General features: G+C 35.0%; 12 protein-coding genes. 2 read left to right on the top strand and 10 right to left on the bottom strand.

Annotated features, from left to right (window positions below; all coding sequences use genetic code 11):
- Nucleotide 1 precedes the first annotated feature (1 nt).
- From CGC52_RS03400 to CGC52_RS03365, 8 genes are all read right to left on the bottom strand, one after another.
- On the bottom strand, nucleotides 2–2,338 hold the full coding sequence (locus CGC52_RS03400; protein ID WP_095893424.1) for a family 20 glycosylhydrolase: 2,337 nt from the start codon (nucleotides 2,336–2,338) through the stop codon (nucleotides 2–4).
- A gap of 171 nt (nucleotides 2,339–2,509) precedes the next feature.
- Entirely contained in the window at nucleotides 2,510–4,441 is a 1,932-nt protein-coding gene (locus CGC52_RS03395) for a peptide MFS transporter (protein ID WP_095893423.1), read from the bottom strand.
- 27 nt (nucleotides 4,442–4,468) lie between these two features.
- A complete protein-coding gene (locus CGC52_RS03390; RefSeq protein ID WP_042009383.1) occupies nucleotides 4,469–4,669 on the bottom strand; it encodes a hypothetical protein in 201 nt (66 codons plus the stop codon).
- The gene (locus tag CGC52_RS03385) at nucleotides 4,662–5,237 is read right to left on the bottom strand and encodes a zeta toxin family protein (RefSeq protein WP_042009382.1); all 576 of its coding nucleotides are present in this window, start codon (nucleotides 5,235–5,237) and stop codon (nucleotides 4,662–4,664) included. The genes CGC52_RS03390 and CGC52_RS03385 overlap by 8 nt, the downstream gene beginning before the upstream one ends.
- A 130-nt stretch (nucleotides 5,238–5,367) precedes the next feature.
- Entirely contained in the window at nucleotides 5,368–7,029 is a 1,662-nt protein-coding gene (locus CGC52_RS03380) for a peptide MFS transporter (RefSeq protein WP_198540571.1), read from the bottom strand.
- Between the two features lie 15 nt (nucleotides 7,030–7,044).
- The gene (locus CGC52_RS03375) at nucleotides 7,045–9,216 is read right to left on the bottom strand and encodes a S9 family peptidase (protein WP_095893420.1); all 2,172 of its coding nucleotides are present in this window, start codon (nucleotides 9,214–9,216) and stop codon (nucleotides 7,045–7,047) included.
- Between the two features lie 327 nt (nucleotides 9,217–9,543).
- Nucleotides 9,544–10,365 carry an endonuclease/exonuclease/phosphatase family protein gene (locus CGC52_RS03370; protein ID WP_095894433.1) on the bottom strand — a complete coding sequence of 274 codons (822 nt, stop codon included), beginning with the start codon at nucleotides 10,363–10,365 and terminating at the stop codon, nucleotides 9,544–9,546.
- Between the two features lie 294 nt (nucleotides 10,366–10,659).
- Complete coding sequence (locus CGC52_RS03365; protein WP_095893419.1) at nucleotides 10,660–10,845, bottom strand: hypothetical protein; 186 nt, start codon at nucleotides 10,843–10,845, stop codon at nucleotides 10,660–10,662.
- A 169-nt stretch (nucleotides 10,846–11,014) separates the two neighbouring features.
- Between CGC52_RS03365 and CGC52_RS03360 the strand changes: the two genes are divergently transcribed.
- Nucleotides 11,015–11,542 (top strand): ferritin, encoded by a 528-nt coding sequence (locus CGC52_RS03360; RefSeq protein WP_042009378.1) that lies wholly within the window; start codon nucleotides 11,015–11,017, stop codon nucleotides 11,540–11,542.
- Nucleotides 11,542–12,552, top strand: coding sequence for an NAD-dependent epimerase/dehydratase family protein (locus CGC52_RS03355; protein ID WP_095893418.1), 1,011 nt, complete (start codon nucleotides 11,542–11,544; stop codon nucleotides 12,550–12,552). Before CGC52_RS03360 ends, CGC52_RS03355 begins: the two co-directional genes overlap by 1 nt.
- On the opposite strand, the gene CGC52_RS03350 is transcribed toward CGC52_RS03355, so the two are convergent.
- Nucleotides 12,538–13,542: an FAD:protein FMN transferase gene (locus tag CGC52_RS03350; protein WP_042344508.1), complete on the bottom strand. Its 1,005-nt coding sequence runs from the start codon at nucleotides 13,540–13,542 to the stop codon at nucleotides 12,538–12,540. The two genes, CGC52_RS03355 and CGC52_RS03350, sit on opposite strands and share 15 nt — an antisense overlap.
- A 72-nt stretch (nucleotides 13,543–13,614) precedes the next feature.
- Complete coding sequence (locus tag CGC52_RS03345) at nucleotides 13,615–13,986, bottom strand: hypothetical protein (RefSeq protein WP_042346699.1); 372 nt, start codon at nucleotides 13,984–13,986, stop codon at nucleotides 13,615–13,617.
- Nucleotides 13,987–13,988 lie beyond the last annotated feature (2 nt).

Below are 13,988 nucleotides of genomic sequence, written 5' to 3'. Positions count from 1 at the left end.
TTTAATCAATGCTTATTTCGTCAACAAACAAAAATGCTAATTTACCTTTTGCTTGTTGGTGCCATTCAGGAATACTTCGTTCCGAAGTGATTTTTACTTTCACATAGCGTGTTTTTAAAGGTTCAAAACCTAAACTGTGCGTACGTATTTCTTGAATGTGTTTCGATTCTTGTGAATATTGTTCTGATGCAATTTCTTTAAAATTAACACCATCATCAGAGACTGCTACCGAACAGCTACGTGCATCATATATCCAATCGCCTGTAATGACATTCGTATTGAACGATACTTTGGAAATTTCCTTAGCTTCACCCAAATCAATTACTGCCTCTAAATCATCACCTGAAAAACCTATCCAGCGTCCTGTTCGGAAGTTATTTGTTCCTACGTTACCATCGACCAATACGGAAGCTCCTTTGTATTTGTAGGATGGATAGATGTTTGTCAACATTTTGATGGGACGTGCCGTTGCTTTATTGAATTTGAAATCCTCGGAGAAAACACGGGTTTTTCCATTTTTACGAATTCCTACCGCGCGTACTTTAGCATCTTGATTGATTTTAATAGGTTCAGTGTACTTTGTTGATTTCTCAGAAGGTTCAGAACCGTCCAAAGTATAGTAAACCGTCGCATTATCTAAAGTTGTAAAAGCTACTTGTATCGTTCCTTCACTTTCTAAAGTTGTTATATCTACCTTCAAATCAAAAATATGTGTCGCATAGTTATAGCCTTGTGCATCATAAATTTTGATAATAGAAGGTATGCGTTGTAGAAAATCGTCATAATTTTTCTTTTCAGGTTGTGTCCATTGTACTTCTGCAAGTGCTGCAAAACGTGGCAAGGTCATGTACTGAACGTGTTTAAACGTTTTTATATACTCTGTCCAGGTATTAGCCTGTACTCCAAGTATTCTCTTTTGTTGCTCAGGAGTAAGTCCCTCTGGAATTGGCTCAAAACTATATACTCTTTCCACTGGCACATAACCTCCTATAGCAAGTGGTTCTTGATCAATATCTTGTGATTGATAGTAATCAAAATACATAAACGACATTGGACTCATAATTGCATCATGTCCTGTTTTCGCTGCAAATGTACCACCTTCGATACCTCTCCATGACATTACCGTAGCGTTCGGAGCAATTCCTCCTTCCAAAATCTCATCCCAACCGATAATTTTTCTACCCTTACTGGCTAAAACTCTTTCAGCAAAGGAAATTACATGACTTTGCAGATATTCCTCAGCTGTATGCTTATCATCGCCTTTTATTCCTAATTCTTTGATTTTTAACTGACAATCTTTATTCGTTTTCCACTGTACTTTTGGACATTCATCACCACCAATGTGGATATACTCCGAAGGAAAAATCTCTGTAACTTCCTCTAAAATAGTTTGGATAAATTCATATGTTTCTGGCTTCCCTACATTCAAAACATCGTCTGAAACTCCCCATTGCCCCCATACACTGTAAGGGCCTTCGTGGCAACCCAATTCTGGATATGAAGCTATCGCAGCCAACATGTGTCCTGGTAAATCAATTTCAGGAATAATAGTAATATGACGATCTTGAGCATATGCTACCAATTCTTTCAATTCATCTTGAGTATAAAATCCTCCGTGTGGAATACCATCATATTTACCTGAATTTCTACCAATTACAGTTTGTGAACGTGTAGAACCTACAACCGTAAGATTTGGATATTTTTTTGATTCTACACGCCATCCTTGGTCATCGGTTAAATGCCAATGGAACGTATTGATATTGTGCAATGCAAGCATATCAATAAAAATTCGAATAGAATCGGTTGTAAAAAAATGACGTGCCGAATCCAAGTGAGCTCCACGATACGCAAATCGAGGTGCATCGCTGATTTCGACTGCATTAAAAACCACTTTTTGTGTTTTCTCTAATGGAATTGACTTACGAAGTGTTTGCACCCCGTAGAAAGTACCCGCCGAAGAAGCCCCTTGAATAGTAATTGATTTATGGTTTACAGTAAGCTGATACGCCTCTTTGTTATCAGAAGCTAACCCTCTCAACAGTTTGATGACATTGGTCATATCAGCAGTTTCTTCCATTACAGAAAGAGCCATACCTGTTTGCTCCTTAATGTATTCCGCTAAAAACTCTGCATTTCTCTTCAAAGCCTCGTCTCCCTTAGTGTAGGTAATTTTTGTTGAAGGATTGAGCAAAAAAGGTTGCTCATTGGTCGTTTGCTGAATCGAATTTGGCAGAGGAATTACATGATAATCTGCCGAAACACTTGATTCTTTGCCCATATCACAGGACACAAACATCGCTGTGATAGCTAAACTTGTAAGTACACTTTTTATTTTCATATTGGTTATAACTTTTTATATTGTTATTCCGTTAAAATATTTATTGGTTTCACAAAAATTTGAGTCAAGACAGCAACATAAATTCTTGATTCCAGGGAAACCTGTTTTTATAACACAAATCCAAAACTTTGTCAAAATCTTTTTGATTTTGACAAAGTTTGATATGTTGATCTATTTCACGCCGTGCATCCAACGGGTAATGAATGGACCCATTAGGAAGAGCACTATACCACAACCAATGGCAATAAAGCCTAACATGGTGAATACAGAAAGTCCTTTATTAAGTGACTCGCTTTTAATAACGTTAGTTACTGAAATACTCGCCGACTTTTCAAATAGTTTTTCATAATCAGCCAAAGTTGCTACCTCTGTATTTACTTCGCTTCCTTTGAAGGATAAAAACTCTTGTGAGGCAGATTTAATCATTTTCTGTCTTTTCATTCCACTGTAGTTTTCAGCATCTTGCAATACTTCTTTTACAACTACGATCGATTTTGCATATTGTTTCTGCGGATTAACCTCATTCATCCGTGCAATGAAATCATTTGAAACTAATAGTTTTTCAATAGGAATAGCGTGTGTTTTCTTTTCCTCATTGTCAGCTAATCTATCTTTGAATTCATTCTCAGACAAAACAGCCTTAATATCCTTATCAATATCAGAATTTTGGAAAGCACTACTTTCAACTATTGTTTTTTCGTTTACTGTAGTAAGTTTAGAGATGTGTTTTCCTCCTTGATGTGCAATGGATGAAGACAAAAACCAAATTCCCATCATAAAAGCCACCATATGTTTAGGTGAAAGTTTCGTTACTAATGACAAACCTACTGGTGAAAGTGTTAGTTCCCCAAGTGTATGTAATAAATATAAGAAAACCATAAATATAGCTGGTACCATTCCTAATTTAGCGTAGCTACCACCGAATTTAAGCACCAAGAAACCAAGCCCAAGCAATAGCAATCCTGTTCCAAATTTGTATGGAGCTGCTGGCTCTTTATTCAAATTAGATAGTTTTATCCATATCCAAGAGAAAACGGGAGCAAAAAGCATTATAAACAATGGATTGAATGATTGGAAGAAAGTTGTTTTAATTTCTATACCCAAAATTTCTTTATGTACGTTACGTGCTGTAAATAAGTTAAGTGCTGAACCCGCCAACTCGAAGAATGTCCAAAATATAGTTGTAAACAAAAGTAATAACACCACAACCCAAATACGTTGTTTGGCAACCACTTCCATTTTACTTGCTTGATATAACAAATACCCGATGATAATAGCAGCTAAACTCGCTAATAAAACATCTACAACATCGTTATATTGAATTAAAATCCACGAAATTATAATTAGAACTACAATAGTAGCATAAGGAAGCACACTATTGGGGACGAAACTTACAACATTTTTAGTTGGTTTTTCATCAGGAGCTAATCCTACTTGCTGGAAAACACTCGTTCTACTGGCGAAGAAGAATATAATGTATCCCAATAACATTCCGATACCGGCTGTTAAGAATCCATATTGCCAACCTTCATTCTCCCCAATAGCACCACAAGTTAAAGGAGCTAAGAATGCACCCATATTGATTCCCATATAAAATAAAGTGAAGGCTCCGTCACGTCTTTTATCTCCGTCAGCATAAAAACGACCAATCATTGAAGAGATATTCGGTTTGAAGAAACCATTTCCTACCACAAGTAAAGCTAACCCGATGAAGAAAGTAGTTTGATTATTCATAAACAAAGTAAATTGTCCCGCTGCCATTAACAAAGCTCCGATAACAATTGCTTTGCGAAAACCAATAAGTTTATCAGCGAAGTATCCACCAAGTATTGGCGTGAGGTAAACTAATGCCCCATAAGCTCCGTAAATTCCGAAAGCTTTTGCATCATCAAACTGGAACCCGCCATCAATTAAGTTCGCAGTCATATAAAGGATAAGGAGTGCCCGCATACCATAGTAGCTGAAGCGTTCCCATAGTTCCACCATAAAAAGGGTAAAAAGGGCTTTAGGGTGAATTTTCCGGTTGGAGAAAATAACAAACCCTACCCATAGCGCGACTCCAAGCCACGCTATTAACATCAATTGATAATCTGGATTTAACATAGTATATTTATTATTTATTATATTAATTTATTCTACCATCAAGTTCTTCTTTTGTTGCAATATTTTTTTTATTTCGGAGGTTTTGAGCACTACTATTTTGTCATCTCGCATTACTACAAGTTCTCCTTTATTTTTTATTTTCTCTTTTAACAAGCGTACATAAGAGCGTTTCAATCCCTCTTGAATTTTAATTTTCATATCCTGAAAATATGTTTCCTGTTTATTCATCGCTATACAGTTTTAAGTTGTTAAATTTAGGATAGTCTATTATTTTTAACTGTTTTTCATTACTCTCTGCAATAAGGTGAGGCTCATCATCTGAATTATCAAAAATTAATGCACTGTTTACTATAGGTAAGTAAATCTTAAAGAGATTTTGTATTCCTTTTGTGTATCTTCTTTCAATTACATGACTATCAATATAATGTCCTCCTTCCTTTACACGAGATAGTACCCTTTTCTTTGCCATAGTTACATCTTTTAACCAAAAGAAGAGCAAAGTCACGTGATAATTTTTCTTTTGAGCTGATAAAACGGTATTTCTATATGAACGAGTCGCTAATGTAGTCTCGAAAGCAAAGTTGATACCTTCATTTAGTAATTCCTTGATACGATTTAGCATTAATCTACCCGCTTGAACAGCTACTTTTTCGGGCTGAAAGGGAGAAAGACCTTTAGCTATTTCATCAGCATTTACAAACTCTTTACAATTTAGTATCTCGGGCAAAATAGTAAATGAAGCTGTTGTTTTCCCAGCTCCATTACATCCTGCTATGATATAAATTTGTTTAAGCATCAGTTATTTATCAACTTTTGTACAGTTCAAAACAAAAAAATCCATATTTTTCAATTATCAGATACTCTTGTAAAACACAGTCCTCTTTGCTTTTACAGCGTGACTGAACTTGATTCTACAAAGATTCCTTCTAATTAACTCCTTTTTCTTTTAAAGCTCGATTGAGAGACTTCAATATAGAAAGGCCTATCAGCGTGGCTATTAATAACAAACCGAAGTTTACCCAAAAGAATGTAGATTTGTGTTCGTATCCGTACCACATTCCGGCAAGTACACCCGAAAGTTTATTTCCAATGGCTGTCGACAAGAAAAATCCTCCCATCATAAGAGCAGTAATACGAGGCGGGGAAAGCTTTGATACTAATGAAAGCCCCATAGGTGAGAGGCAAAGTTCTCCCAAAGTAATAACACCATAGGCAACAACTAACCATAATGCTGAAGCTTTCACCATTCCGTTGTCAGAGGCATATACAGCTGCTACCATCACAAGGCAACTCAATGCAGAAATGAACATTCCTAATACAATTTTTGCAGGAGTAGTTGGTTCGCTTCCTCTTTTACGTAAAAACATAAATAAACCTACTACCAAAGGTGTGAAAACAATTACCCAAAATGGATTAATTGATTGAAACAACTCCGGATTATATAAAAACACTTTCTGATTAGGGTTCTCAGTTAGTTTAGCTTTTTGTTCCTCTGGAATATTTCGGAAATAGATGTCTTTTCCTATTTCTTTCTTAGGCTTATCGTTTTCATCTTTTACAATTCTATATTCCGAATCGTACATAGTTATTTCCTTGTCTTGAAAATCTTTCACTTCAACAAGATAAATACTTTCCATAGGCTTCTCTATAGAGGTTGGCACACTTCGGTCAGTATAATACTTCGCCCACGTGGTAAGTACAGTTCCGTTTTGTTTGAAAACCGCCCAAAACATTAAACTTACTGCAAAGATTGCTAATAAAGCACCAATAGGTTTTTTATCGCTCTGACTGGCACGTGCATATAATGAGAAATAAAAGAAAATTACTGGAATACAAGCAAAAATGAAAGCATCTGTACTATCGCTTCCCAATATGTTTCCTGGAATTACCCAACCAATCACACCCGTTATAATAGCTGGTAAAAATACCTTTACAAGAACTGAAGTAATGGTTGTATCGCCTTCCTGTACTGGTTTTAAAACGTTTGCGTGAATGATGTGTTTTCTTCCTAAGGTAAAGATAATCAATCCTAAGAACATTCCAACACCTGCAGTTATGAATGCTTCACTCCACCCAAATTTGTTACGCATAAAGGCAGCAATGATATTACAAATAAATGCACCAATATTAATTCCCATATAGAATATATTATATCCTGCATCTTTGTTTTCTCGGTATGGCTCTTCAGAATAAAGATTTCCTAAGAGTGTAGAAATACTTGGTTTGAAGAATCCATTACCTACGATGATTAATCCCATCGAGGTATAAAACATTGCAAGGTCTTGGAAGAGTCCTAAACCTATGTATCCCAATCCCATTAAACTTCCTCCAATGTAAATAGCTTTTACATATCCTAAAATTCTATCAGCTAAAAATCCTCCTAAAAAGGGAGTAAGATACGTAAGCGCAATGAATGTTCCAAAAATATCATAGGCATTTTTATCATCTATGGCAAGACCTCCTGTATTTTTAGGGTCAATCATATATAAAACAAAAATTCCGAGCATTAAATAATACCCAAAACGTTCCCACATTTCTGTGAAAAATAAATAAAATAGTCCCTTAGGGTGTTTTCTGTTATTCGTCATAATTCGATTTATATGTTATAATTTCTCTAAGATATAATCTGTCATTTTTTTGTAAAGTTGCAAACGGGTGTATCCGCCATAAATGCCGTGGTCTTTATCAGGATAGATCAACCAATCAAAATCTTTATTAAGATGAACTAATTGGTTAATCAGTACCATTGCATTCTGCACGTGTACGTTATCATCGGCTGTTCCATGGATGAGCAAATAGTTTCCTTTTAGTTTTTGAGCGTGTGTAATAGGGGAATTTTGGTCGTACCCTGAGGGATTTTCCTGTGGCGTTTGCATGAAACGTTCGGTATAAATGGTGTCGTAAAAACGCCATGAAGTTACAGGAGCTACTGCAATGGCTGTTTTAAAAACATCAGCTCCTTGAAAAAGGCAATTACTCGACATAAATCCCCCAAAACTCCACCCCCAAATCCCGATACGAGTTTTATCGATATAAGGTTGTTCAGCAAAAAAACGAGCTACAAAAATTTGATCTTCGACTTCGTATTTTCCAAGTTCTTTATACGTACATTTCTTAAAATCAGCACCTTTGTAACCAGTCCCACGACCATCTACGCAGACAATAATATAACCCTTTTGTGCTAATAAATAATGCCAGTAATCATTAGACGAATGCCAAACGTTATTTACCTGTTGGGAACCTGGCCCTGAATACTGATACATCAAAAGCGGATATTTTTTATTAGGGTCGAAATCAGCAGGTTTTATTATCCATGCATTAAGTTTATCGCCTTTTTCGTTCGTTATTTCAGTAAACTCTTTATCAGAGAAACCAAATTGCTTGATATTGTTTTTCAGAGATTTATTGTTTAGAATTTCTTTTACTTGCTTCCCTTTTTGGCTATCGTTTAGCGTGTAAATGGGTGGCTCAGTGGCACTGGAAAATTGATTGATATACAACGAAAAATCAGGGCTAAACGTAGCCTTATTCATACCTCTTTCGGCAGAAAGCGCTTTTTTGTTTTTTCCACCTAAATCAATGCTATACACGCCTCTGTTTATCGAACCGTTTTCCGTAGATTGGTAAAAAATACGTCTACTTCGTGGGTCATAACCATAGTATTCTGTAACTTCCCAATTGCCTTTGGTAATTTGTTTTTTAAGATTACCGTTTTTATCATAATGATAAATATGGTTGAAACCGTCTTTTTCCGAAGTCCAAACAAAACTATTATCATACAAAAATGTCAAATTATCAGTAATGTCGATATAAGCCTTATCTTTTTCCTCCAGAATAGTTTTTATCAATTGATTCGAAGCGTTTATAAATTGTAATTTCAGATGATTTTGATGTCTATTCATCGTCTGAACACTCAAAATATCATTCTCTTGCGTCCATTGAATGCGTGGGATGTAATAAGCGTCCAGCGGAATTTCGACTGTATTTTTTGTTTTTACGTGGTAGATGTGTAGAGAAACTTTTGAATTATTTTCTCCTGCTTTAGGATACTTAAATACCTGTTGCTGAGGATATAATTCATTTCCATAAACATCCATTGAAAATTCAGGTACTTCCCTTTCATCAAAACGAATATACGCCAAATAATCCCCATTTTTACTCACATCGAAAGCTCGTACAAAAGAAAACTCTTCCTCATAAACCCAATCGGTAATTCCATTGATGATTTTATTTTTTGCTCCATCCGAAGTTATAGCTGTTTCACTTTTGGACTGTAAATCAAAATGATATATGTTATTTTCAGCTACAAAGAACACCGATTTTCCATCTGGAGAAAAAACAGGTTCTTGGATTTTTTTATCACTTACTCTCTGAAGAGTTTGATTTTTAATATCATACACATAAAAGTCAGCTATGAACGAGTGTCGGTAAATGCTTTGAGTATTGGTTGCTATGAGTATTTTTGATTCACTCTTATCAAACGAATAATCGCTGATAGACTTTATCTCCAGCTGAAAATTTTTCGTATCGAAAATCGTTTTTACTTTTTCAAGAGTCGCAAAATCATACAAATCAATCTGTTGGGAGTTTGATTGACGGTCGTAATTAAGTACCGTGTATTGATTCGTATTCTTCATCGCCGAAAGGTGAGCCATTCGCTGTGGATAAAGTACACCTTTTGCCCAAATGTCCTCCAAAGTAATGGAAGTTTGAGCGAACAGCCCAGCAAAAGATATTCCTAAAATAAATGAGGTAAGAAGAGTTTTGAGTTTCATTTACTTACGTTTTACTAAATTTGAATGGTCAATAATACTACTTTTTTTTCGTCTATTATAATTTTTTTAGTGATATTTGTAACATATAATCATTTATATTGATACAAAACATTGATTTTAAAGAATATATCTTTGTTAATAAAAAGTAAATCTTTTTCACGTTTTTCGTCTATCATTAGTTTTGTTTGGAAAATATTCTCTGTTTTTCTCATAGGATTAACCTATTGAAGTAGATACTCCACATCGGAAAATAATTATAAAATGGGCATAGAGCTATCATATCATAGAGAACTATGCTTTCTATCAAACACCAAAGATCCAAGATTTTTACAACCTAACTTTGACCACCACAGGAAAATGATCAGATGGATACAACCCCTCCAAACGAGTTTCTAATATCTTAAAGTCAATGAGTTTCACCTTTTGTAAAAACACATAATCAATATTTTGCACTACAGGTGTTGATAAATTAAAATCATTGTAAGTCCCCAGCATAGGTGTCATATTTTTTTCAGAAGTTTGGGTATTGTATAGTTTTTGTGAGATTTTAGCAATGGCTGGATTGTCAGGGGTCATATTGAAATCTCCCATCAATATCACTTTATTTTTTTCTGCTATCTCGCTGATTTTATGCAGTATGAGTTTGGCACTTTCTTGCTGAGCAACTTTTCCTTCATGATCAAAATGAGTGTTGAATACAAAGAATATTTTATTTTTATACTGCAATTTTACCCATGTACAAATTCTATTACAACAAGTAGCATCCCAACCTTTTGAGGGTATCATAGGCGTTTGAGAGAGCCAAAAATGACCTGTATCCAAAAGCTTGTACAGATCTTTCCTAAAAAATATAGCTGCATACTCTCCCGCTCTGTCGCCATCATCACGCCCTACACCTACTCGATGATAATCCGTGAAATGCGATTCGATAAATTCCAATTGATGATGCAATACTTCTTGCAATCCAAAAACATCAGGTTGTTGTTCTTGAATCATTTTTAATACCTTTTCCTTCCTATTTCCGTCTGTCCATGAATTAATACCATCGTGGGAATTATCATAACGAATGTTGTAGGTCATGACTTTGATTTCTTGTGCTGATGCCAACAGGGTAAAACCATAAAGCAATACTAAAAATATCTTTTTCATTGCAAAAAAACTTAAAATTTTCCCAACAAAAGTACGAGTTTTTATTCTTATATGCAAAGAAGAAATGAAGTTTTCTTGATCGGCAAATTCAATCCCAAAGTGCAACTTTTTATGCCACGAATTTATAAAATATATGAGGAACACAATAATTTTTATTGAATTTCTTTAATCTTTTCTTTGCTAATTTTCTCAAAATAAGTATCTTAGGAATATATTGTCGTATAAGTTAGTTGGTGCTTTCACTCAATCCTCGCTCCCAATAACAATACAGATTGGCAAAATAAAAATCACAACTTAATTCCTTACTAATATACTGATTTTCAGAAAATTATCTACTGTTTTTTTTAAGTGTTCACGAATACTTCGTATTTCAAATTCATTATCACTCGTAATGGGTTTTACAAAATCTTTATAAGAAAGCAAAATGCCTATCATTACTTTTGCTAAACTTTTTGTATTCTTAGTACTTAACGTCTTCATTATTAGAAATTTTGTTTTTCTTTCTACAGTAGTTAAAATTGCTCATTTATGTTCTGCTCCCAAAATTAAATCTACCTCAAAATGTCCAAAGACCTAAAAAATAAGTAATTATTTTGTCAATTAAGAACTAATATTTATATTTGTAACCTATAACTAAAAAACAGAAATAATGGCAAAAGTAAAATACACCCGATTGCAAACAAGTCTACATCCCGAAGTGATTGAGATGCTCAACAAACAAGTGAGCATGGAGGCTGAAGCGAGTTCAATTTATTTGGCGATGGCATCTTGGTGTGAGGTAAACGGATTTCCTCGAAGTGCTGAGTTTTTCTATGGACATGCCGTGGAAGAAAGAGATCATATGATGAAAATTTTCCGTTTCTTGAACGAAAATGGAGCAAGAGCATATGCTCCCGAAGTTGGAAAAGTAAAGCAAGACTTCGCTTCATTGCAGGAAGTTTACGAGAAAACGTTGGAACATGAAATTGAAGTTACGAAAGCGATTTTTGCAATCTTCAAAAAAGCACGTCAAGAAAGTGACTATGCCAGTGAAAATTTCTTGCAATGGTTCGTAGAAGAACAATTGGAAGAAGAACGCTTGGTTCACAGTATTTTGGATTTGTTTGAGTTTACAAACGAAAAAGACAGTCCATTGGCTCTTAAACTAATTGACGAACGCATTCCTTTAGGAGAGTAATGATTTTAGTAACGGGAGGAACGGGGCTCATCGGTAGCCGATTGTTATTTCATTTAACTAAAAATGAAAAATATAAAGTACGTTCTATCTATCGTTCTGAGGATTCTCTTAAAAAAATTAAAAGGATTTTTAAAAACCTGTCCGATGAAGGGGAAAAGCAATTTTCTCGTATTGAATGGGTTAAAGCAGATATAAACAACATCCCTGAATTAGAAAAGGCTTTTCAGGGTGTTGTTTTCGTATTCCACGTTGCTGGATTTATTTCATTCAAGCCTACAGATTTCGACAAACTTATCAAAATCAATGTAGAAGGTACCGCTAATATAGTAAATCTATGTATTGATTTTAAAATTAAGAAACTATGCCATGTGAGTTCCATTGCAACGATTACTTCGGTGGATGGAAAAATACTTGATGAGAACAGCGAGTGGAATCCAGAGGCGAGTAATAATGATTATGCCATCAGCAAACATGGTGGCGAAATGGAAGTTTGGAGAGGTTCACAAGAAGGTCTTAAGGTGTTGATTGTCAACCCTTCCGTAGTATTGGGAGCTTATTTTTTGGATTCAGGTTCTGGAACGTTATTTAAGCGTTTAGCTAATCGTTTCCCTTTTTTCCCCACTGGGGGTACGGGTTTCGTAGATGTAGATGATGTTGTTCGAGCGATGATAGCACTTCAGTTTTCAGAAGTTGAAAATCAACGTTTTATATTAAACGGAAGTAACCAAACCTATCAGCATGTAATGAAAACGATTGCAACACACTTAGGAGTTCTCCCACCACATAAGAAAGTAAGTCACAACGTACTTCGATTACTTGCTAGAATTGACGGATTACTCAGTTTCCTACAACTTAAGAAAAGAACACTCACTCTTCGAAATGCCGATTCTGTGAGTTTAGTTTCTTCTTATGATGGAAGTAAAGTTTCGCAATTCATAGACTTTCATTACACTGATTTTGAAGAATCTATAAAAAACATTTGTAAACAATATCCATTAATTCATAGATAATTTCTTAAAACCCTCTGTTTCAAAGGTTTTTATCTCATTATTTTCGTTGTTATAAACCAATAAAACATGCAAATTTGTGTGTTTTTCTAAGAATTTTTTGCTTTCTTCCAAACCTAATACCATAAGCATTGTAGCATAACCATCGGCGTACATTGATGAGTCAGTTATCACTGTAGCACTCAACAAATTACTTTGTTTGGCAAGTCCTGTTTTCGGATTGATTGAATGCACAAATTTTTCCCCAGTAAGCGCATCTGTCCGAATTTTTCGATAGTTCCCTGAGGTTGCCAAACCTTGATTCGAAAATTGCACTGTAGCAATCAATTGATTTTCATCCACTAAGGTAGGATTCTCAATTCCTATCGTCCATTTTTTATTTTCTACGGTGTTTTGTCCACTTAAAAACAGTTCGCCGCCCACCTCAACTATGAAATTTTCAATTCCTTTTGATTTTAAAAAATCAGCAATGACATCTACCGTATAACCTTGTGCTATGGCATTAAAATCAAAAAAAATGGCAGAATGTTGCTTTTCGATGTATTTCCCGTCCGTCAAACGTATTTTTTCAAATCCTACGAATTGTTTTAGACTATCTATTTGATTTTCAGTAAGATTTCTCGAATGTTTTTCTTTACCAAACCCCCAAGCATTTACCAACACACCCACCGTTGGATCGAAAGCTCCTTCACTTTGTTGCCAAATGATTTGTGAAGCTAAGAATACTTTTTCAAAATGTGGGTCAATAGTAATTCTCTCTCCTCTATTTATTTTTGATATGAGAGATTCAGGTCGGTATGTAGACATCGACAGATCAATGACCTCTAAGATAGAATCAATAGCAGGTTTTAGTGCTTCATCGCTGTGCGAAACATATTTAATAGCGTACGTACTGCCTTGTGCCTCACCTCGCACCAAATGTATTTTATCCTTTGGAGTACAGGAAAATAAAAGAAATACACAAATAGAAATAATACTGATAAAAGGTTTCATTTTGAAATAATTTTGTAAAGTGGATTCATGTAAAGCTTTTGAATGAATTTTGCACAAGTTGGTACCGAGTCGTTACACAATTTCCAGCAACCCCTTGAAATTGACTTGATAAGGCTGATTTTTATAAATAGGAAGTGTTGTATTTTCAACATTGATTAGTCCCACTCCTGCAAAATAGGTTTTTGCGTTATGTTTTTCGGCATGTTGTCGGACAATTTCCATAAAAACAGCATCATAGGCATCAGGGTTTTCACCGTAAAGGACTGCACGTACAATGATAAAATAACGTTGCTTGTTTTTATCAATACAAACAAACTGAGGGTCTTTTTTCAACTTGCTATTAACCAGCAAAAATTCCCATTTTAATTCATCGCGTAGAGCTGCTCCCACGATATTCATCGCTAAATTATGTAATTCTTGCTCTGTTAGCGGAGTGAACTGCATAC

It is taken from the genome of Capnocytophaga sp. H2931 (genome assembly GCF_002302535.1).
In the GTDB taxonomy this organism is placed as follows: Bacteria; Bacteroidota; Bacteroidia; order Flavobacteriales; family Flavobacteriaceae; genus Capnocytophaga; species Capnocytophaga canis.
The sequence above is the reverse complement of the archived record's forward strand: the minus strand, read 5'-3'. Positions and strand labels throughout refer to the sequence as shown.

Coding starts and splice junctions, on each gene's coding strand:
- CGC52_RS03350 (WP_042344508.1), bottom strand. CDS start 13,542: ATGAAACCTTTTATCAGTATTATTTCTATTTGTGTATTTCTTTTATTT.
- CGC52_RS03375 (WP_095893420.1), bottom strand. CDS start 9,216: ATGAAACTCAAAACTCTTCTTACCTCATTTATTTTAGGAATATCTTTT.
- CGC52_RS03345 (WP_042346699.1), bottom strand. CDS start 13,986: ATGCAGTTCACTCCGCTAACAGAGCAAGAATTACATAATTTAGCGATG.
- CGC52_RS03395 (WP_095893423.1), bottom strand. CDS start 4,441: ATGTTAAATCCAGATTATCAATTGATGTTAATAGCGTGGCTTGGAGTC.
- CGC52_RS03365 (WP_095893419.1), bottom strand. CDS start 10,845: ATGAAGACGTTAAGTACTAAGAATACAAAAAGTTTAGCAAAAGTAATG.
- CGC52_RS03355 (WP_095893418.1), top strand. CDS start 11,542: ATGATTTTAGTAACGGGAGGAACGGGGCTCATCGGTAGCCGATTGTTA.
- CGC52_RS03390 (WP_042009383.1), bottom strand. CDS start 4,669: ATGAATAAACAGGAAACATATTTTCAGGATATGAAAATTAAAATTCAA.
- CGC52_RS03385 (WP_042009382.1), bottom strand. CDS start 5,237: ATGCTTAAACAAATTTATATCATAGCAGGATGTAATGGAGCTGGGAAA.
- CGC52_RS03360 (WP_042009378.1), top strand. CDS start 11,015: ATGGCAAAAGTAAAATACACCCGATTGCAAACAAGTCTACATCCCGAA.
- CGC52_RS03380 (WP_198540571.1), bottom strand. CDS start 7,029: ATGACGAATAACAGAAAACACCCTAAGGGACTATTTTATTTATTTTTC.
- CGC52_RS03400 (WP_095893424.1), bottom strand. CDS start 2,338: ATGAAAATAAAAAGTGTACTTACAAGTTTAGCTATCACAGCGATGTTT.
- CGC52_RS03370 (WP_095894433.1), bottom strand. CDS start 10,365: ATGAAAAAGATATTTTTAGTATTGCTTTATGGTTTTACCCTGTTGGCA.